The organism is Bordetella tumbae (assembly GCF_965139195.1).
Classification (GTDB): Bacteria; Pseudomonadota; Gammaproteobacteria; order Burkholderiales; family Burkholderiaceae_B; genus Bordetella_A; species Bordetella_A tumbae.
This window is the reverse complement of the sequence record NZ_CBCSJH010000005.1, coordinates 56,095-75,841: the sequence shown is the minus strand read 5'-3', so window position 1 is coordinate 75,841 and position 19,747 is coordinate 56,095. Positions and strand designations below refer to the sequence as shown.

Genomic DNA, 19,747 nt, shown 5'->3' with positions numbered 1-19,747 from the left:
AGACTCGCCATGGACGACGCAAGAGGACAGTTGGGGTGGTACGGCAAGATTCCTGCATCGGGAGATTTTGTCCATCGTCGCTTGCCGCGTGAACTCATTGCCTGGTGGGACCGATGGCTGCAATATGGATTGGCGGCGATGAAGCAGGCGCCCGATGACAGCGCGGCTCGCAGTTTTGCGTCGGCGCCGATCTGGAATTTCGCCATTCCGGCTGGACCGAGCGGCCATGGAGCACAGCTGGGTTGCCTGGCGCCAAGCCGGGACAGAGTGGGGCGCGCCTATCCTTTGTGCGTGATGATGCCGATTGCCGAGAGCGACTATCACAGCAGCATCCTGGATGGTGCGAGCGACTATTACCGCAAAATCGGCGCGAGCATTCTTACCGCAGTGCGTCATGGTTGTGTAACGGAACAGTTCGATCGCGAGTTGCAGACGATCCAGATACCCGGTGTTGTGCAGCCGGTGGCGCGCTCCAGCGGCAGCGATATCATGGATATCTTGAATGCGGGTCTGGAAACGGCGGCAGAGCCGGTGGCGGCGCGCAGTTTGACGGCATGGCCCGATTTGCCTTTTTGCTTTAACCCCAGTTCGCATACCAGCTATTGGTGGACGAATCAGATTGATGGGGCTGCATTACAGACGTATATACACGGCGGGGCATTCAATGCCACGTTATTCACCCGATTGTTTGCCTCGCTGCCCGCATGGCGCTAGCGACGTAGCAGGTGTCTGGAGTCCGGAGTTTGACTGCTCCCTTCCCTAAAGGAAAGGGATTCCCACTTCACCGAACCGAGCCGTTGCACATCATCATTCATGTACTCAGGTCTTACCGTTTCTCCATGGGCTAACACCGCCAGCCCGGCGGCTAATACGTTATGCGCCGCGTTGATGTCGCGGTCGTGGCCGGCGTTGCATTGCCGACAGGACCAATGTCGCACGCTCAATGGCAGCTTTGGTAACACGTGCCCGCACATGTGGCAGCGCTTGCTCGACGGGTACCAGCGATCTACCCGCACGAACTCACGTCCATACCAATGGGCCTTGTATTCGAGCTGTCTCAAAAATTCCGCCCACCCGGCATCGCCGATGGACTTAGCAAGGCAGCGGTTTTTCTGCATGTTGGACACAGACAAGCTTTCTACGGCAATCACTTGGTTCTCGTGGATCAACCGGGTAGAAAGCTGGTGCAGGAAATCTCTGCGAGTGTCTGCGATCTTTGCATGCAGCTTGGCGACTTTCAGTTTGGCCTTGGCACGACGAGCCGATCCCTTCTGCTTCTTCGCCAAGCGGCGCTGTAGCGTAGCTAACTTAACTTCATGCTTACGAAAGATCTGTGGCGCATCGACTTTTTCTCCTGTTGAGAGCACCGCAAAATGAGACAGGCCCAGATCAATCCCGACACAGTTCGGCGTAGGCGCTTTCCGCGCTATAACGTCGTCGCACAGCAGGCTGACAAAGTATCGTCCTGTCGGGTCTTTGCTGACCGTAACGGTGGTGACCTTGGCGGCTTTAGGGATTTGACGGGACCAACGGATGGACAACGCCTCAGTCATCTTCGCCAGCTTGAGAGAACGGCCATCCCATCGAAAGGCACTGGCGGTGTATTCCGCCGATTGCGGGCCATCCTTGCGTTTGAAGCGAGGATATCCCGTTCGCCTGGCAAAGAACCCGGTAAACGCCGTTTGGAGATGGCGCAGTGTCTGCTGCAACGGAACACTGCTGACCTCGTTCAGCCAGACATAGTTCGGCAGCTTTTTCAGCGTCGTCAGCGCAGCAGACGTCGCGTGATATCCCAGCCGCTCTTGCCGCTCAGCCCAGGCTGTCGAACGAAGACTAAGCATGTGGTTGTAGACCACACGAACACAACCAAACGTGCGAGTCAGCGTGATCGCTTGCTCGGGCGTCGGATAGAACCGGAATCGGTAGGCACGTTTGGTTTGCATGCCCGAGATACTATCCACGCCAGACCAGAAAACTGGATATTTATCCAGCAATCAACTCAAATCAGACCAATTCTGCAGCCTTACGGCTGCGCCCCTTACCTCCCCGGCGTGAATGCCGAGGTTTCTCGGAGCAGTGGATGAGTGCGACCACCCCTTTGCCCAAGCGCGATGCGTCTGCGAGCGATGCTCTTGGATTGCGATCTCTGAATGTGATTGCCGCTGCGGCCAACGGCGGCGTTCCTCAGGCGCGGATCCGCAGAGTGTTGGCCGATGTCGCCGAGTTGCTCAAACCATTGCACGCGCAAGGCGGTGTGCATGGTGGCATCGCTATGAGCACGATCGGCTTGGATGCATCGGGCAAGGCTCACTTGTTGATTCCGCCGCTGACGCCCGCTGCCAATGCAGAGAGCGCCGCCCGAATGGATGGTTATGCGGCCTTTGAGCAATACACGGACGATCCGGATTTGCCCTGCGGGCCTTGGACAGATATTTATGCCTTGAGCGCTGTGGCGCATACGATGCTGGTGGGGCAAGCCCCGCCATCTGCACTGGAGCGTTGCGTCAAAGATGTGTCTATTCCCTTGGCGGGTCGTGATATTGGTGTTTACGACCCCGAGTTTCTCGAGGCGGTGGACCGCGGGCTGTCGATGAGGCCGTCCGCTCGGCCAGCGAGTCTCGAGTCGTTTGCCCGTGCATTTGGTTTGGAGCCGGCCGTCTCGGCCGTTGCACCGGTTGCTGCGCCCGCTACAGCGCAAGCGCCGGCTCCTGAGCCAGCTCAGGCGTCTGCGCATGAGCCGGAGCCCGTAGTGCAGACGCAGCCAGAAACGGAGCAGCCTGTCGAGGCCGCTGTCACGTCTGCCGGTCCGCCTCCGATGATGGCTCCGAAGGTAGCGGGAGGGGCCAAGTCGGGACCGCGTGTGCCCTTGCTCGTTCTATTGGGAGTCTTGGCGGCGATCTCGCTGGCGGTCTATATGTGGTTGCGCCCCGATGGCCCGCTGTCGGCTTCGAGCGGACAAAAGCCCGCCGCCAGCGCGGGAACGGAGCCGGCTCCCACGCCGGCTCAACCGGAACCTCCGATTCCGGCGCCACCCGCCTTGTCCGATCTCGGGCGTGGCGGGCGTGCCAATGAGGCGGCCGGGGGGACGGCGACGGCGCCTGGTACATCGCCCGCGGCTAATCCCGACACATCTTCTGCGGTTAACTCAGGTGCTTCGCCCACGACTAATCCGGACGCGCCATCAGCAGCAGACAACGCTAGCGGTGCGGGCGCGCAAACCGGGGCGGCCGATTCGAGCTCGTCCGTGAATGCTGCGGGAACGGGGGCGTCGACCTCCCCATCTGTTGCGCCAGGAGGGGCGATTGCCCCACATGCTTTATCGAGCCCCGACAGTGTTGTGAACCCGGGAGCTGCGTCGAGCACTGAAACTGGGCCCGGTCCTCAAGCGCCGTCCAATGACGGCGCGGCTGCGGGTACGACGGGNGCCGGTGCGGGGGCAGATGGCGCTTCAACATCGCTCCCCGCGACCGGCGCATCCCCCGACACAGCAAACGGGTCAACGGTCACGGACGGTAATCAAGCCCTCGGCCAGGATGCCGACGCAGCCGCACAGGCTAAAGCCGCGGCGGAGGCGAAAGCTGCCGCGGAAGCTAAAGCTGCGGAGCAAGCCAAGGCATCGGCGGCACAGGTTCCGGTGCGGATCAGCGTGCGTCCCTGGGGCGAGGTGATTATTGACGGCCGTTCGCGGGGAATCAGTCCGCCGCTGGGTCAAGTAATGCTGCCGCCGGGGCGGCACCAAGTCACGATTCGCAATCCTGCATCATCCGATTATCAGACGACCATTAACGTCGGCGCAGGCGGTTCGGCAGGTATTTCTCACGTCTTTGAGTGAGGGCGGGTGGGGATGTTGGCGCCTGAGCGGCGCCAACATGGGCTGTGTGGATCTTTCAGGCCAGCGTCCTGATGACGCTAGTTTGAGTCCGCCATTGTTCCCTCGTAATCGGGGATGTCGGCGTCGACGAGCAGATCGGCGGTGAACATATAGCCCCAGCCATGGACGGCTTTGATGGGCAGGCGGACTCGCTGAGCGGCTGCCTTGCGCCGCATGCGGCTGATCATGACGTCGATAAAGCGCCCGCGGCGATCGCTTTCGGAGCCTTCGCCTGTGGCGGTGTCGAGGCTCAGTGCATCGCGGCTGATCCGCTTGTCGGGCTCGTGGGCAAACCGGAGCAGCAAACTGCGTTCGGCTGTGGTCAGGGAAAGCATCTGCCCACTGGGCGCCATCAACGCCCAGCCTTTGCTGGTCAGGCGCCACCCGCCCGACGGCGACGGGGCAGGATCGGTGGCTGGATAGGCAGATTCCTGTACTGTTGCGGGAGGCGTCAGCGCTTGGGCCGACGCCGCGTCTGCCGCAGCGGTGGCCTGCGTCGCATCAGGAACCCGGCGCGTGAGCGCCTGAAACACGGCAGCCAATTCGAGGCCGTTGACGTAGGTGTCCAGACAAGCATCGGCACCGCTCAAGAGCGTGCGTACCCGGGCATCGCTATCGGGAAACTGTGCGAGTGCGACAATCCCGATACCGGGACGCATGACACGCAACTGCGCTGCCGCAATATCGATGATGGCCAACGGACCTGAGAGCACCACTAACGGAATGGCCTGCTGAGACAGGTGCAGATATAGCTCCGAGAGCCCGGAATAACGGTGTACTTGAAATCCCAGGCGCGATAACTCAGTGATCTGCTGTGGATAGGCGGTGTCGTCGCCAGTAAGAAAAAGGACGTCCGGCGATGTGTTCATGATTCCATTCCGAATAGGGCGTCGAGACCCATCAAATAGGTCCGTGCCTAGTCTACCCCGGCGAGGGACTTGTTTATGTTGTGGCTCAGAATGAGCCGTGCGGGATGCACGCGGCAAAACTGAGCTAATGTCCAATTCGCGCGGATCAAGGATAGATCGCCACGCTGTAACAGACGAGATGTGAAGGGCAATCTTGTGTGACGCTGTGTGTCATATGGCGCGATGCGGGCCGAAGTCCGCGTTACAGTTAATGAGTGTACAAATAAGTTGGAGTGCAAAGATGTTCACTTGGTTGCATGTGCGTAATGTGATATTTGCAAGCCTAATTATCGGGACGGCGGGGTGCGCCAGCACGACCGGCCATGCTACGGCAGAGGGGGCTGCGGCCAGCAACGCGGCCACCAGTGCGGATTCGCTGGCCCAGACTGGCTGGGAATTGACCCGCTGGGTTAATTCGACAGGAGATCAACGGGCGATTCCGCATGGTGATAATGGTGAACCTATTCAGTTGGTATTTTTGGCTCAAGGCCAAACGTATCGGGTCAATGGGTTTTCCGGGTGTAATCGCTATATGGGCAATTATCGCTTGCAGGACGGGAAACTGTCGATTTCTGTGCAGGGGACGACACGCATGGCATGTGCGTCTCAGGACCGTGCGCAGTTGGAATCCTCGTATTTGCGCGCGTTGGCGGATATTCGCTCATTTACCCTGGATAGCGGCGGTGCGCCGCGCCATCTGACGTTCAATGTGCGAAATGGGGACGTGTTGGAGTTTGTGCGCAGGCAGGACCCGCCGACACCACGATAATTTACCCGGGTAAAATTTTGAAAGACGTCATTTGCGGCTGACTCGTTTACTATTACGCCGCTCCGCTTATGCCGTTGTTTCTTTTGCCATGTCTTCCGTCGTCAATATCGCTGCTTACAAATTTGTCCCTTTGCAAGATCTTCCTGTCTTGCGGGCCGAGGCGTTGGCGCGGGCCGGGGCGGCCGACCTGAAAGGCACTGTGCTGCTAGCCGAAGAGGGTATCAATCTCTTTTTGGCAGGATCTGCGAGCGGTATTCAGACGTGGCTGCAATGGCTGCAGTCCGATTCCCGCTTTGCCGACCTGGAGGTGAAATTCAGCCATTCGGCGAATGTTCCGTTTCGCAAGATGCTGGTCAAGATCAAGCGCGAGATCATTCGTATGAATCATCCGGCGATCCAACCCCGTGCTGGGCGCGCCCCGGCGGTAGCGCCTACGACCTTGGCCCGTTGGTTGGATCAAGGCGTGGACGACGAAGGGCGGCCGGTAGTGATGCTGGATACCCGCAATGCCTTCGAGGTCGACGAGGGGACTTTTGACGGAGCCATCGACTGGCGCATCGACCGGTTTACGCAGTTTCCCGATGCGGTGCAGGCGAACCGCGATAGTTTGCTTGGCAAGACGGTGGTCAGTTTCTGCACAGGGGGCATTCGCTGCGAAAAGGCCGCCCTGTATATGGCGGAAGCCGGGGTCGAGCATGTTTATCAGCTCGATGGCGGTATTCTGAAATATTTCGAGGACACCGGCGGCAAGGGCTTCCGCGGAAATTGTTTCGTGTTCGACGAACGTATCGCGCTGGATCCTGAGTTGGCGCCGGCCCCTGCATCGGACGATTCAGCCGGGCAGGGCCAATGACGCAGGTGCGGTGCACGGTGTTCTGTCTGACACGGTAATCCATAGAAAATCAGGGGCCGGGTTGCAACGCACTCGGCCCCTGGTTTTTATCCGGTGCGGTGCCCTTTTAACGTACGCGCATGCCTGGCTTGGCGCCAGGCCAGGGCTCCAGGACGTAGATGCCGGCATCGGCCTTGTCATCGGCATGACTGCCGGCCAAGACCATACCCTCGGAGACGCCGAATTTCATCTTGCGCGGCGCCAGGTTGGCGACCATGACGGTGAGCTTGCCGACCAGGTCCTCGGGCTTGTAGGCGGATTTGATGCCGGAAAACACGTTGCGATGACGGCCCTCGCCGACGTCGAGCGTGAGTTGCAGCAGCTTGGTCGACCCTTCGACGTGCTGGCAATCGACGATCTGCGCAATGCGCAGGTCGATCTTGGCAAAGTCGTCGATGGTGATGGTGTCCGCGATGGCTTCGCCGCCCGGCATGGGAGCGGTCGGCTCTGGTGCTGCCGGCGGTTCGAAGAGCTGATCCAGCATGGCGGGATCGACGCGCTGCATCAGGTGCTTGAAGGGCGCCACATGCTGCGGCAGCACGGACGCGTCAGCCCAGGTGTAGGCCTGCTGGGCACCGAACAGCTCGCGTGCGACGCGATCAGTCAAGGCGGGAAGGACCGGCGTCAGCATGACGGACAGTGCCTTGAAACCGGCCAGCGAACGCGAGCAGATATCTTGCAGCGCGGCCTTTTGCGCCGCGTCAGCGGTGCCGATGCCTTTGGCCAAGACCCAGGGCTGGGCCGTGTCGAACGCCTGGTTGATGCTGTCGGCGTAGGCCATGATCTCGCGGATGGCGCGGTTGTATTCCCGGGCCTCGAAGGCGGTACGGATGGACTCTGCCTGGGCAGCGAAACTGGCCGAGAGCGCGTCGGTGTCGCCGGTATAGGCCAACGCGCCGTCAAAGTGTTTGGTGATGAAGTTGGCCGCGCGGCTGGCGATATTGACGTACTTGCCCACCAGGTCGCTGTTGACGCGTGCGATGAAGTCATCGGGGTTGAAATCGATGTCTTCAACCTTGGCGTTGAGCTTGGCCGCGATGTAATAACGCAGCCATTCGGCATTCATGCCGATTTCCAGATAGCGCAGCGGCGAGATGCCCGTGCCCCGGCTCTTGGACATTTTTTCACCGCTGACGGTGATAAAACCGTGCACGTTCAGCGAGTCAGGCGTTTTGCGGCCGGCAAATTTGAGCATGGCCGGCCAGAACAGCGCGTGGAAATAAATGATGTCCTTGCCAATGAAGTGCACCTGCTCGGTGCTGCCTTGCGGATCCAGCAACGCGTCGAAATCCAGTCCTTGTTTGTGGCAATAGGATTTGAGCGACGCCAGGTAGCCCACCGGCGCGTCCAGCCAGACGTAGAAATATTTGCCCGGCGCATCGGGGATTTCGATACCGAAATAGGGGGCATCGCGCGAGATATCCCAATCGCCCAGTTTGGCCTCGCCGTCGTTGCCACCCAGCCATTCGCGGGTCTTGGCCTGGACCTCGGGTTGCAGGTGCTTCAGGCCAATGGCGTTGGTGCCGGTCGTCCAGTTTTGCAGAAACTCGACGCAGCGCGGATCGGACAGCTTAAAGAAAAAGTGTTCGGATGATTTCAGGACCGGCGTGGCGCCGGTCAGAGCCGAGTAGGGGTTGATCAGCTCGGTCGGGGCATAGACGGCGCCACAGACTTCGCAAGAGTCACCGTATTGGTCCTTGGCATGGCACTTGGGGCATTCGCCCTTGATGTAGCGGTCAGCCAGGAACATGCCTTTGACCGGGTCATAGAACTGCTCGATGGCGCGCGTTTCGATCAGGCCCTGGGCCTTGAGTGCGCGATAGATGTCGTGCGACAAGGCGACGTTTTCGTCCGAGTCGGTCGAATGCCAGTGATCGAAACGGATATGGAAACCGTCCAGGTAGCGAGGGCGCTCGGCGGCATAGCGAGCCACCAGATCGCGCGGCGAGATCCCTTCTTTTTCGGCCTTGAGCATGATGGGCGCGCCATGCGCGTCGTCCGCCCCCACGAAGTGCACGGTGTGACCGGCCATACGCATCGAGCGAACCCAGATGTCGGCCTGGATGTATTCCATGATGTGGCCGATATGGAAAGATCCGTTGGCATAGGGAAGCGCGGTCGTGACGAACAGAGTGCGAGACATATCGTGGATGACGGTTTGAGGACTAGAGTGGGGCTATTTTACCGGCCCTGCCGGGCTCGTGTGGCAGGGGTAAAAAAAGCCCCCACGCCGCGCCTTCGGCTTGCTGCCCCCCGAGGGGGCNGTTTTTATCTTGGGACGGCCCGGCGATAAAAANGCCCCCACGCCGCGCCTTCGGCTTGCTGTCCCCGAGGGGGCCGTTTTTATCTTGGGACGGCCCGGCGATAAAAAAACGATGCCCCCGCTCTGGCTCGTGCCAGAACAGGGGCTGGGTGATCGGTGCGCCGGATACAGCGATCTGTGACGCGTCCGGGGGACGCGCGCTGCACCAGGGACTCGGCACATCGTCGATCGTGCCGGGTCGGTGGCGGGAATTAGTGGATTTCTCGGGCCTCGACGTCGATGACCTCGCCGCGCGGCGTCGCAAAAGGCGACGCGGAGCGAGGGGGCGACGATGCGGTCTGGCCACCGGGCCGGAAAGCGTTCGGGCGGCCGTTTGCGCGCTGGCTCCAGTAGGCGCGTACGCCGAAGGGCTTGCCGCGGACCTTGGCGACGAGATACAGGATACCGATTGCGATGGCGGTCGATATCATGAAGGCCAGCGCCATGGCCATGCCGAACAAGGCCAGCACGGCGAACGCTACAGCACGAAGAAATCGGGAAATTGTGTCGATCATGATCATCCGATGCAAAACAGGAGAAAAGGTTCCCGTGTATCCGCTATCCTTGCGGGTAGCGGCGAGCGCAAAGCTCTCCTGCCTATGGAATTAGAGTAATGAGTATAACGATAGCGCAAGTTCGCGAGGTGTTGCGAGCAGTTACAGATTCGGCAGACCCCACCGACGCGGCGGCGGGGCAGGCGTTAGCGACATTTGTAAGGGACAGTGACATTCAAGTGGCCGGCGAATCGGTGTCGCTCACGCTGACGCTGGGATATCCCGCTGCGTATGCCGCCGCTCGCATCGAGCAGGCCGCTCGGCAGGCTTTGATCGAGGCGGGCGCGAAGCAGGCGCAGGTGTCCGTGAATTGGGCCGTCAAGCCGCACGCCGTGCAGCGTGGCCTGAAGCCGCTGCCCAATGTGCGTAACATCATCGCGGTAGCCTCGGGCAAAGGCGGCGTCGGCAAAAGTACGACAGCGGTCAATCTGGCGCTGGCATTGGCTGCTGATGGCGCGCGGGTGGGAATGCTCGACGCAGACATTTATGGCCCCAGCGTGCCGACCATGCTGGGGATTTCGGGCCGCCCCGCCAGCCATGACAACAAGACGATGGAGCCGCTGGAGGGCCATGGCCTGCAGGCGAATTCGATCGGGTTTTTGATTGATGCCGACGCTCCTGCGATCTGGCGAGGCGCGATGGTGACTCGAGCTTTTGAGCAGATGCTGCGCCAGACAAACTGGGGCGATCTGGATTATTTGATTATCGATATGCCGCCAGGTACGGGTGATTTGGCCCTGACCCTGGCTCAAAAGGTGCCTGTCGTGGGTGCGGTGATTGTGACGACGCCGCAGGATCTGGCGTTGCAGGATGCCCGTAAGGGGTTGCGTATGTTCCAGAAGGTCGATGTCCCGATTTTGGGGATTGTGGAAAACATGGCTGTGCATATTTGCACGCAATGCGGCCATGCCGAACATATTTTCGGCGAGGGCGGCGGCCAGCGCATGGCACAGCAGTACGAGACGCCTTGGCTGGGAAGCTTGCCGTTGACGATGCGCATCCGCGAGCAAACGGATTCGGGCCGGCCCACGATGGTGTCGGATCCAGAGAGCGAAGCGGCCCGGCATTACCGCGATATCGCGCGTAAATTGGCCAGAGCGGTTGCGGCGTTGCCGCGTGACATGGCGGGCAAATTGCCTTCTATCGTCGTTCAGCCGCCGACCTGACGTATGCGGGTCGGGGTTGCACTGTTATTCGTAGGCCTGCTGGGCGTGATGGGCAGCGCTCGCGCGCAAGGGCCCGAGGTCATTATTGATTCAGGGGGCGTACCGCCGGCGGCGTTGACTTCCATTACCGAGGCCGTTGCCGCGATCACGCGTCTGGCCGAGGACCAGGACGGTGGCGAGATCAACCGGTTGCGGCGTCGCGCGCGCGATGCTGCGTTGGCCGCACTGGCCACGCAGGGATATTTCACACCTAATGTCACGCTCGAGGTCGGAAAGGATGTTGGTGGTGAGACCTGGGATATCACGATTGAGCCCGGCAAGCGGGCCACGGTGGCTGCGGTCGATCTGAAATTCACCGGGCGCGTGACTCGCCCTGAGTACGCGACGCGCATCGAAGAACTACGCAAGAGTTGGTCCTTGGCGGTCGGGCAGCCCTTTATTAATGGTGATTGGAACAAGGCCAAGGCGGACCTGTTGGATGCGGTGTCGTCGCGCGATTTCATGCTGGCCTATATGACGGCATCGGAGGCGGCAGTGCACGCCGAGACTGCAGAGGTCTACCTGGCGGTCACCATCGATAGCGGGCCGCTGGTGCGCATGGGGCAGCTCAAGACCCAGGGTTTCAAGCGCGTGCCTGATTCATTGGCGCGCCGTTATGTGCGCTACGACGAAGGCGAGCCCTATAGTCAGGACAAGCTCAATGATTGGCAGCAGGATCTGCAGGCTACGTCGTTTTTCCGAGGGGCTTTTGTGACCTTGGGGTCAACGTCGTCCGACGAGCAGTCGCGGTCTTCGGGAGCGGGCGACCTGGCGGCGGCGACGCCGGGCGGTGATCCGGCTGTGTCGGGTGGCCCGACAGCGGCGCCTGCACCCTCTCGCGATTCCGACGGGGTCGTTACCTTGCCGGTCGATGTGCGCGTGGTCGAAGGGCCCGCACGCCGCTTGAGCGCTGCCATTGGCGTGGACGACGATGTGGGCGTGCGTGGTGAAGTGACGTATCAGCAGAATGTGGTGTTCGGTCTGCCCGTGACCCTGGAGAGCGGGATCAGCCTGGACCAGAAGGAGCAGCGCGCCTATGCCGATTTTCATTTGCCGCCCGATGAAAAAGGTCAAAAAGATTCCGTCGGTGTATTGGCCAGCCATTCGGATATTCAAGGGCTGGACGTCCGCCGTGTTGCCCTGGGGGCGACGCGGCTGCGCGAACGCAAAGGCGCGGGCGATAGCCGGGTTGAATACGAAAACCGTTGGGGCGTGCTGTTGGCCTATGACAAGGTCAAAATCGATGGCGGCGACGAGTATGACTTACCGACGGCAACGCTGACCTCGGAATGGCTGCGGCGCGATGTCGATAGCAAATATGATCCGCGCGAAGGCAATTTGATTGCACTCGGCGGCGGGGTTGGGGTGGTGCTGGATACCGGCAAGCCGTTTTTCCGTGCCCGCTTGCGTGGCCAGAAATGGTGGCCGATTGGCGAGCGTGATGTCTTGACGCTGCGGGGCGAGGTTGGCCGCGTTTGGTCCGATTCACAGACCCGGGTACCGGATGATTTCGGGTTCCGTACTGGCGGCGCCCGTACGATCCGGGGTTATCGCTACCAGAGTATCGGGGTGGAGCAAGACGACGCGGTGGTGGGGGCGCCTACGTTGGCCGTCGCGAGTATTGAATACGATCATTACTTTGACGAGCGGTGGGGGATGGGCGTCTTTGTCGATGCCGGCGATGCCGCCGAGTCGTTCGGCGAGATGGAAATGCATGTGGGGTACGGGGCAGGACTGCGGGTGCGCACGCCGGCTGGCCCTATCTTTCTGGATCTGGCGTACGGTCAAAAAGAGCGTGACCTGCGGCTGCACTTTTCGTTGGGGATCGCGTTTTGAAGGGCCTGCGAGCGCTGTTACGTCACCTCTTGGTGTGGTGGTTGCCGCTGCCGATTGCGTTGGTGGTGTTGCTGTGCGGCTTTGCATTGTGGCTGACAGGAACGCAATCGGGAACGCGCATGTTGCTGGGCGCGGTGGCGCAGCAGTTTGATGGGCGGGCAGAGAACGTCAACGGTACGATCCTCGGCAAATTGCAGGTCGGGCGCCTGCAGTTGGCGTTCCCGGGGACGGCTGTCGATTTGGCGGATCTGCGTCTGGATATACGCTGGAGCGCCCTGGGGCAGCGTTTGGTGCACGTACAGGAGTTGTCCGCGGGCAGCGTACAGGTGGCTTTGACGACGACGCCGGATGAGCCTGAGCCACCGGCAGTCGACGAGCCTTTCGTCATGCCGGAACTGCCCGTGAAAGTGCAGGTTGACCGATTTGCCGTGGGCGGCCTGGACGTGACGATGGACGGCGAGCCCTTGCCTGTCGCGGTGAGTGATTTTGCCGTCAGCCTGGGGGCGGATCAAAAGGGCGCCAGCTTGAACCTGCATAGCTTGCATGTGGCGCACGACCAGGTGCTGGCTGACATGCAGGGCAAGGTCGAGTTGTTGGGCATGGCGCAGCCATGGCCTTTGCAGGCAGCGCTGGATATCCAGGCCCAGGGAAGAAGCGCCGATTCCCCGCTATGTGCCAGCCAGATGCTGGCTGCGAAATCCGATAAGGCCGCAGGGACGAAAGCGGCGGCCGCTAAGGGCGCTACGTCGAAGTCGCCAGCATCGAAAGCCGAAGCATCGAAGGCATCTGCTTCAAAGACAACTGCCTCGAAAGCCGCGGCATCGCAGGACGCTGAGCAGAAAACCGCAGACTCGACGGAAACATCAACGGCGACGTCCCCCGCTGCATCGACCGTCACTTGCGCGGCCACGGTCCAGGTTCAGGCTGAGGGCTCGCTGCAGCAGATGGATGTGCGGCTGGATGGCGCGACCGCCGATGGCGCGTTGAAATTGTTGGCGCAGGCTGGCCTGGAGTTTGAACAGCCGTTTCCATTGCGTACGGCCAATGTGAATATGCGCTTGGCAGATCAGTCAGGCATCGTCGTGACGCTGGATCGTCAACCTTTACCGTTACAGTCCGGTGTCGATCGGGTCGTGGCGACGTTGGATGCCGAGCGGTTGAATGTCGGCGATTTTGTCGGGGATGTGATCCCGCCCGCGTTGTTGAGCGCGCGCATGGCTGTCGATGCACAGGTCGAAAATGTCTATGATTTGAAACACGCCTATGTGCAGGCCACGATTTCCAAGGATAGCCGCTGGAATAAGCAAGTGTTGGCCGGAAGTCTGACGGGCCGCATTGATGCGCTGCCAGTTGCGGAATCTGAGGCAACATCTGGATCGACATCGACATCGACATCGACATCGACGCCAGTGTCCGGGACGCCTGCCGCGCATTCCGACGATCCCCTGGCCGGCTTTGAACTTCGTGATCTGCTGCTCGATCTCATCGTAGGCCCGAATCGCGTGAAGGCCCAGGGTGGACTGAGTCGGGGCGAGGGCACGTTGACGTTGGACGCCAATACCCCACGGCTGGATGCTTTCTGGCCGGATCTGCCCGGTGGCGCATCGCTGAAAGCCAAACTGGCCGGACGGCTGGATCAGCATCAGGGGCAGCTTTCGGCCCGCTATACGCCGGGGGATTCCCGCGCCGATACATTGGGCCGCGCACCGATGCAGGCCGACCTCGCTTTTAGCGGCGGTTGGGGGCCGGGCCGTCCCGCAAATGCTTCGCGAGCTGCAACTGCTGAGCAGGAAAAGGCTTCGTCCGGCGCGACGGAAAACGGCGCTGCGGGCCTTGTCGGTTGGCGCGGCAAGATAGAACGCTTGACGGCTGGATCGATGAACTTCGCGGCGGCGTTGCAGCCCGTGATGTTGTCGTTCCTGCCTGAGGCCAAGGCCCCTCACTGGCAGTGGGACGTGGGGGCGACGCAATTGACCCTGACCCTGCCCGACAAACAACGTGCCGTGCTTTCGCACCAGGGATCACGCGGCGGCCAAGGGCGGTGGCAGACGGCCGGCCGTGCGGATAATCTCGTTGTTACCGCGTCGATGTTGCGCCAGATCATGCGGGCGCTGGATCCTGCCGCAGCCGAAGCTCGTCAACAGCGTGTCAATGCGCGCCCATCCGAGGGACAGCGCCGCATTGCGCTGGATGCTGCTTGGGATCTGAAATTTGCAGGCGCACTGTCGGGCACCGCACGTGTCGCGCGCCGTGACGGGGATTTACGCATTCCCGGGGATCCTCCGATTCCTCTGGGGCTGACCAATCTCGCGATCGACGTCAAAGCGACGCCGACGGGCGGCAACGCCAGCCGTCTGGATGCGACGCTGGATGTGCGTACTCAGAAAATGGGCACGGTGGCCGGTTCAGCCTCGGCGGTGCTCGTGAGCGGCACGGGCGGCGCAATGGGCCTGGATGCCAAACGTCCGATACGCGTCAATCTCGATGCAGACATTGCCGATCTGACGTGGGTAGACCTGTTTGTCGGCGACACGATGGAAGTGCGCGGCAAGGTCCAGGCCAAGATCGACGCGCAAGGCACGCTGAATGGCAAGTGGAGTACGGCGGGCACGATTCAGGGCCAGGCGCTGCGTATTGTCCGCATCGATGATGGGGTTCGCCTCATTGACGGCACATTGAACGCGCATCTCGATGGCACGCGCCTCGTGTTGGACTCGTTGAAATTCCCGGCCTCGCTGCGGGTGTTGCCGGATGAGTGGCGCACGAAGGAATGGGTGACTGAGAGTCCCGACGCCAAGAACGGCTACGCCGAGGCCTCAGGGCAGTGGGATTTGCAAACGATGCAAGGCGCGATTCGCCTGAAGCTGCATCGATTCCCCGCGTTGCAACGTTCTGACCGCTACGCCATGGTGTCGGGGACGGTCGATGTTGATGCGCAATTGCCCCGGTTGGCGATTACCGGCGATCTGACCGCGGACGCGGGCTGGTTCAGCCTGGAGATCCTGCAGGGCGTTCCGAGCCTGGATGACGATGTTCATGTCATTAAAGTCGGCGAGACGGATCAGCCTGCCGATTCGCCGATGCAGATGTCCATGACGCTGAAATTCGACATGGGGCCGCGTTTCTACATTACCGGCATGGGGCTGGATGCGGGATTGTTGGGTTCGATTCAGATTCACATGGCCGACGGCCGGCTGACGGGGATCGGGGCGTTGCGCACACGAGGCGGCGGTATCGAGGCATACGGACAGAAATTGCGCCTGCGGCGCGGTACCCTCACGTTCCAGGGGCGATTGGATAATCCATTGCTCGATATCGAGGCGCTGCGTACTGGCGATCAGGTCGAGGCCGGCGTCAAGGTAGGCGGAACGGCGCAGCGTCCGAGGATCGATCTGGTGTCGTATCCGGATGTCAGCGATGTTGAGAAACTGTCATGGCTGGTGCTGGGCCGTGGTCCGGACGAGAGCGGTAATGACGCTGCCCTGATGTTGTCGGTCGGTGCGGCGCTGCTGGGCGGTGGGCAGCCGTTTTACAAGCAGTTTGGACTGGACGATGTGAGTATCCGCTCTGGCGCCATCGGCAGCTCGGGGAGTCTGCTACCCGACCGTACCGTTGCCAGTGGGGTCAACGCAGACAGTGATAGCGATTTGGCGACGCAATTCCTGGTCGCGAGCAAACACTTTGCCAATGGGATCACGCTGAGCGTCGAACAGGCGATGGCGGGCTCGGAAACGGTGGGGCGCGCCAGTTATGAACTGTCCCGCCGCTGGTCGCTGGACCTGAAGGGCGGGGCGGTCAACGGGCTGGCATTGGTGTACCGGACGTTCTTTGCCGATTGAGGCGATAAAATACCTGTTAACCAACCTGAGCAAGTTATTACCATGAGCATTAAAAGCGACCGCTGGATCCGACGCGCGGCCGAGGCCGGCATGATCGAACCTTACGAGCCAGGCCAGGTTCGCACGGCCAATGGCGGCCGTATTGTGAGCTATGGCACCAGCAGCTATGGCTACGACGTGCGCTGCGCCAACGAATTCAAGATCTTTACCAACATCAACTCCACCATCGTCGACCCCAAAAATTTCGACGAAAAGTCCTTTGTGGATTTCACGGGCGATGTGTGCATCATTCCGCCCAATTCGTTCGCCCTGGCGCGTACGGTGGAGTTTTTCCGCATTCCACGCAGCGTGCTGACCATTTGCCTGGGCAAGAGCACGTATGCCCGCTGCGGGATCATCGTCAACGTCACGCCGCTCGAGCCCGAATGGGAAGGTCACGTCACGCTCGAGTTTTCCAACACCACGCCGCTGCCTGCCAAGATCTACGCTGGTGAAGGCTGCGCGCAGATGCTGTTCCTGGAAAGCGACGAGGTCTGCGAGACGTCCTACCGTGACCGTGGCGGCAAATACCAGGGGCAACGTGGGGTCACCTTGCCGCGCACTTGATGGATCGCCTGCCTCTTGGGCGGGTGCTGGGTGGTGTTGCTTTTTTGCAACTTTACGTGGGTTGCCGGAATATAATGGAATTTCCTTATCGCGCGGGTTGCCGGCGCAGGAGCCTACGATGTTCGGTTTCCTCAAAAACACCCAGCATGTGGATGAAGACGCGCAAGACGAGTTCGTTGATCGTGTCCATACAGCAGCCGAAGAATTTTTGACGGCAGTGTCTGATCAGTCCGCTCTGGACTATTCCCTCCAAAGCCTCGGTGCCTTGGATTCGGTGCTGGATGACGCTCACCAAGGGCGCATCACCCTGACTCCGATGCAAACCGTTGGTGCGGCCGCCTATCTGTACGAGGTGGCTCGGCGGCACTATGGCGGTTTGTACGAGGTGTGCGACGATGAGGATCCGGTGGTTCTGGTGACGGGCGAGCCCGAGTTCGACGTCTGCCTGTGCGCGATTGCCAAGGTTGAACGGCGGATCCGTGATGGCGAGGCCGAAGCATTGCCGGCCTTTTTTCAACGGTATGTCAGCGCAGTGAATGCGCGCGCCTCGGTGACGATCAGCTAGTGCGATTGCTCGATCGGCACTATCCAGTTGTAAATCTCCCTGCCAGGTTGACGAGATGTCAACCTGCTGCCTCCTTATCGCTGTACACTCGCGTCCGTTTTGGCCTTGCCTCAGGAGCGCCCGCATGAAATTCCGCTTCCCCATTTTTATCATCGACGAAGACTACCGTTCCGAGAACGCCTCGGGTCTGGGGATTCGTGCATTGGCGACGGCGATTGAGGCCGAGGGCGTCGAGGTCATCGGCGTCACCAGCTATGGTGATCTGAGTTCCTTTGCGCAACAGCAGAGCCGGGCCAGCGCGTTTATCCTGTCGATCGACGACGAAGAGTTCGACGTTGCTTCGCCCGAGGATGTGGCCAGCGCGATCAAGAATCTGCGCAGCTTTATCGGCGAATTGCGTTTCCGCAATGCCGACATCCCGATTTATCTGTACGGTGAGACGCGCACCTCTGAGCATATCCCCAACGATATTCTGCGTGAGTTGCATGGCTTTATTCACATGTTCGAGGACACGCCTGAGTTCGTAGCGCGTCACATCATCCGTGAGGCGCGCAGCTACGTCGATGGCCTGCCGCCGCCGTTTTTCCGCGAGTTGGTCAACTACGCCCAAGATGGTTCGTATTCGTGGCACTGCCCAGGGCACTCGGGCGGCGTGGCATTCTTGAAGAGCCCGGTGGGGCAGATGTTCCACCAGTTCTTTGGCGAAAACATGCTGCGTGCCGATGTGTGCAACGCCGTAGACGAACTGGGCCAGTTGCTGGATCATACCGGCCCGGTGGCTGAGTCAGAGTTGAACGCCGCGCGTATTTTTCACGCGGATCACTGCTTTTTCGTGACCAACGGCACGTCCACGTCCAACAAAGTCGTGTGGCATGCCAACGTGGCTGCCGGCGACGTGGTGGTGGTGGATCGCAACTGCCACAAGTCGATTCTGCACGCCATCACCATGACCGGCGCGATCCCGGTGTTTCTGCGTCCGACGCGTAATCACCTGGGCATCATCGGCCCGATCCCGCTCGAGGAATTCGACCCCGAGAACATCAAAAAGAAAATCGAGGCCAACCCATTCGCGCGCGAGGCGGTCAATAAAAAACCGCGCATCCTGACGCTGACGCAAAGCACTTACGATGGCGTCATCTACAACGTCGAGATGATCAAGGAAAAGCTCGGCGATTACGTCGATACGTTGCATTTCGACGAGGCGTGGTTGCCGCACGCCGCGTTTCATGAGTATTACCAGGACATGCACGCCATTGGTCAGGACCGTCCGCGTCCGCACGGGCCAATGGTGTTCGCCACCCACTCGACCCACAAGCTGCTGGCCGGTATCTCCCAGGCGTCGCAGATCATTGTGCAAGAGTCCGAGTCGCGCAAACTGGATCGCAATATCTTCAACGAAGCCTATTTGATGCACACCTCGACGTCGCCGCAGTACGCGATCATCGCCTCGTGCGACGTGGCGGCTGCGATGATGGAGCCTCCGGGTGGCACTGCCTTGGTGGAAGAAAGCATACGCGAAGCCATGGACTTCCGTCGCGCGATGCGCAAGGTGGAATCCGAGTTCGGCAAGAACGACTGGTGGTTCAAGGTCTGGGGACCGAATCGCCTGGTGTCCGAAGGCATCGGCAATCGCGATGATTGGTTCCTGGAGGCCAATGATCACTGGCATGGTTTCGGCGAGATGGCCGACGGCTTTAACATGCTGGACCCGATCAAGGCGACCTTGGTCACCCCCGGATTGGACATCTCGGGCAGCTTTGGCGAGACGGGTATCCCCGCTGCCCTGGTGTCCAAGTATCTGGCCGAACACGGGGTGGTGGTCGAAAAGACCGGCCTGTACTCGTTCTTTATCCTGTTCACCATCGGCATTACCAAGGGCCGTTGGAATACGCTGTTGACCGCGTTGCAGCAGTTCAAGGACGACTACGATCGCAACCAGCCTTTGTGGCGCATTCTGCCCGAGTTCTGCCGCGGTCATCGCCGCTACGAGCGCATGGGTTTGCGCGACCTGTGCCAGCAGATCCACGAGGCCTATCGCGCCAACGATGTGGCACGTCTGACGACCGAGATGTATCTCAGCGACATGGTGCCCGCGCTCAAACCGTCGGATGCGTTCGCACGCATGGCGCACCGCGAAGTCGAGCGCGTGGAAGTCTCGCAACTGGAAGGGCGCGTGACTGGCGTGTTGCTCACGCCTTACCCGCCGGGCATTCCGCTGTTGATCCCGGGCGAACGCTTTAACCGCACTATCGTGCAGTATCTGCAGTTCGCGCGTGACTTCAACGAGCGTTTCCCCGGGTTTGAAACCTATATCCACGGCTTGGCCGAAGAGACCACACCCGATGGCAGCAAGCGGTATTACGTGGACTGCCTAATCGAAGAGTGAGCGCGGTGTTCGTG

The 19,747-nt window shown here is 60.6% G+C and carries 14 protein-coding genes; 10 read left to right on the top strand and 4 right to left on the bottom strand.

Annotated features, from left to right (window positions below):
- Positions 1-9 precede the first annotated feature (9 nt).
- On the top strand, positions 10-714 hold the full coding sequence (gene tagF / locus ACNA0J_RS08330; RefSeq protein WP_415818332.1) for a type VI secretion system-associated protein TagF: 705 nt from the start codon (positions 10-12) through the stop codon (positions 712-714).
- On the opposite strand, the gene ACNA0J_RS08325 is transcribed toward tagF, so the two are convergent.
- Positions 711-1,994, bottom strand: coding sequence for an RNA-guided endonuclease TnpB family protein (locus ACNA0J_RS08325; protein WP_415818330.1), 1,284 nt, complete (start codon positions 1,992-1,994; stop codon positions 711-713). The two genes, tagF and ACNA0J_RS08325, sit on opposite strands and share 4 nt — an antisense overlap.
- A 1,430-nt stretch (positions 1,995-3,424) precedes the next feature.
- Between ACNA0J_RS08325 and ACNA0J_RS08320 the strand changes: the two genes are divergently transcribed.
- Positions 3,425-3,832, top strand: a 408-nt coding sequence (locus ACNA0J_RS08320; RefSeq protein ID WP_415818328.1) for a PEGA domain-containing protein, incomplete at its 5' end; no start/stop codon positions are given.
- A gap of 77 nt (positions 3,833-3,909) precedes the next feature.
- On the opposite strand, the gene ACNA0J_RS08315 is transcribed toward ACNA0J_RS08320, so the two are convergent.
- Positions 3,910-4,740 (bottom strand): winged helix-turn-helix domain-containing protein, encoded by an 831-nt coding sequence (locus tag ACNA0J_RS08315; RefSeq protein WP_415818326.1) that lies wholly within the window; start codon positions 4,738-4,740, stop codon positions 3,910-3,912.
- A 280-nt stretch (positions 4,741-5,020) separates the two neighbouring features.
- Here ACNA0J_RS08315 and ACNA0J_RS08310 point away from each other — a divergent pair, with 280 nt between their 5' ends.
- Both ACNA0J_RS08310 and ACNA0J_RS08305 read left to right on the top strand, forming a co-directional pair.
- Positions 5,021-5,548: an META domain-containing protein gene (locus ACNA0J_RS08310; protein WP_415818324.1), complete on the top strand. Its 528-nt coding sequence runs from the start codon at positions 5,021-5,023 to the stop codon at positions 5,546-5,548.
- An 88-nt stretch (positions 5,549-5,636) separates the two neighbouring features.
- Positions 5,637-6,401, top strand: a complete 765-nt coding sequence (locus ACNA0J_RS08305; protein ID WP_415818322.1) for a sulfurtransferase — start codon at positions 5,637-5,639, stop codon at positions 6,399-6,401.
- A gap of 106 nt (positions 6,402-6,507) precedes the next feature.
- Here ACNA0J_RS08305 and metG read toward each other — a convergent pair whose 3' ends face one another.
- Together metG and ACNA0J_RS08295 are read right to left on the bottom strand one after the other, a co-directional pair.
- Positions 6,508-8,583 (bottom strand): methionine--tRNA ligase, encoded by a 2,076-nt coding sequence (metG, locus tag ACNA0J_RS08300; protein WP_415818320.1) that lies wholly within the window; start codon positions 8,581-8,583, stop codon positions 6,508-6,510.
- 371 nt (positions 8,584-8,954) lie between these two features.
- A complete protein-coding gene (locus ACNA0J_RS08295) occupies positions 8,955-9,257 on the bottom strand; it encodes a hypothetical protein (RefSeq protein ID WP_415818318.1) in 303 nt (100 codons plus the stop codon).
- Between the two features lie 98 nt (positions 9,258-9,355).
- Between ACNA0J_RS08295 and apbC the strand changes: the two genes are divergently transcribed.
- The 6 genes from apbC (at position 9,356) to ACNA0J_RS08265 (ending at position 19,733) form a co-directional block, all read left to right on the top strand.
- Entirely contained in the window at positions 9,356-10,462 is a 1,107-nt protein-coding gene (apbC, locus tag ACNA0J_RS08290; RefSeq protein ID WP_415818316.1) for an iron-sulfur cluster carrier protein ApbC, read from the top strand.
- A 3-nt stretch (positions 10,463-10,465) separates the two neighbouring features.
- On the top strand, positions 10,466-12,337 hold the full coding sequence (locus ACNA0J_RS08285; protein WP_415818314.1) for an autotransporter assembly complex protein TamA: 1,872 nt from the start codon (positions 10,466-10,468) through the stop codon (positions 12,335-12,337).
- Complete coding sequence (locus ACNA0J_RS08280; RefSeq protein ID WP_415818312.1) at positions 12,334-16,176, top strand: translocation/assembly module TamB domain-containing protein; 3,843 nt, start codon at positions 12,334-12,336, stop codon at positions 16,174-16,176. Before ACNA0J_RS08285 ends, ACNA0J_RS08280 begins: the two co-directional genes overlap by 4 nt.
- Before the next feature lie 42 nt (positions 16,177-16,218).
- A complete protein-coding gene (gene dcd / locus ACNA0J_RS08275; protein WP_415804027.1) occupies positions 16,219-16,782 on the top strand; it encodes a dCTP deaminase in 564 nt (187 codons plus the stop codon).
- Between the two features lie 118 nt (positions 16,783-16,900).
- Positions 16,901-17,347: a hypothetical protein gene (locus tag ACNA0J_RS08270; protein ID WP_415818310.1), complete on the top strand. Its 447-nt coding sequence runs from the start codon at positions 16,901-16,903 to the stop codon at positions 17,345-17,347.
- 124 nt (positions 17,348-17,471) lie between these two features.
- The gene (locus tag ACNA0J_RS08265) at positions 17,472-19,733 is read left to right on the top strand and encodes an Orn/Lys/Arg family decarboxylase (protein ID WP_415818308.1); all 2,262 of its coding nucleotides are present in this window, start codon (positions 17,472-17,474) and stop codon (positions 19,731-19,733) included.
- Positions 19,734-19,747: the final 14 nt, after the last annotated feature.

Coding starts and splice junctions, on each gene's coding strand:
- ACNA0J_RS08270 (WP_415818310.1), top strand. CDS start 16,901: ATGTTCGGTTTCCTCAAAAACACCCAGCATGTGGATGAAGACGCGCAA.
- tagF (WP_415818332.1), top strand. CDS start 10: ATGGACGACGCAAGAGGACAGTTGGGGTGGTACGGCAAGATTCCTGCA.
- ACNA0J_RS08285 (WP_415818314.1), top strand. CDS start 10,466: ATGCGGGTCGGGGTTGCACTGTTATTCGTAGGCCTGCTGGGCGTGATG.
- metG (WP_415818320.1), bottom strand. CDS start 8,583: ATGTCTCGCACTCTGTTCGTCACGACCGCGCTTCCCTATGCCAACGGA.
- ACNA0J_RS08310 (WP_415818324.1), top strand. CDS start 5,021: ATGTTCACTTGGTTGCATGTGCGTAATGTGATATTTGCAAGCCTAATT.
- ACNA0J_RS08315 (WP_415818326.1), bottom strand. CDS start 4,740: ATGAACACATCGCCGGACGTCCTTTTTCTTACTGGCGACGACACCGCC.
- apbC (WP_415818316.1), top strand. CDS start 9,356: ATGAGTATAACGATAGCGCAAGTTCGCGAGGTGTTGCGAGCAGTTACA.
- ACNA0J_RS08305 (WP_415818322.1), top strand. CDS start 5,637: ATGTCTTCCGTCGTCAATATCGCTGCTTACAAATTTGTCCCTTTGCAA.
- ACNA0J_RS08265 (WP_415818308.1), top strand. CDS start 17,472: ATGAAATTCCGCTTCCCCATTTTTATCATCGACGAAGACTACCGTTCC.
- ACNA0J_RS08295 (WP_415818318.1), bottom strand. CDS start 9,257: ATGATCGACACAATTTCCCGATTTCTTCGTGCTGTAGCGTTCGCCGTG.
- dcd (WP_415804027.1), top strand. CDS start 16,219: ATGAGCATTAAAAGCGACCGCTGGATCCGACGCGCGGCCGAGGCCGGC.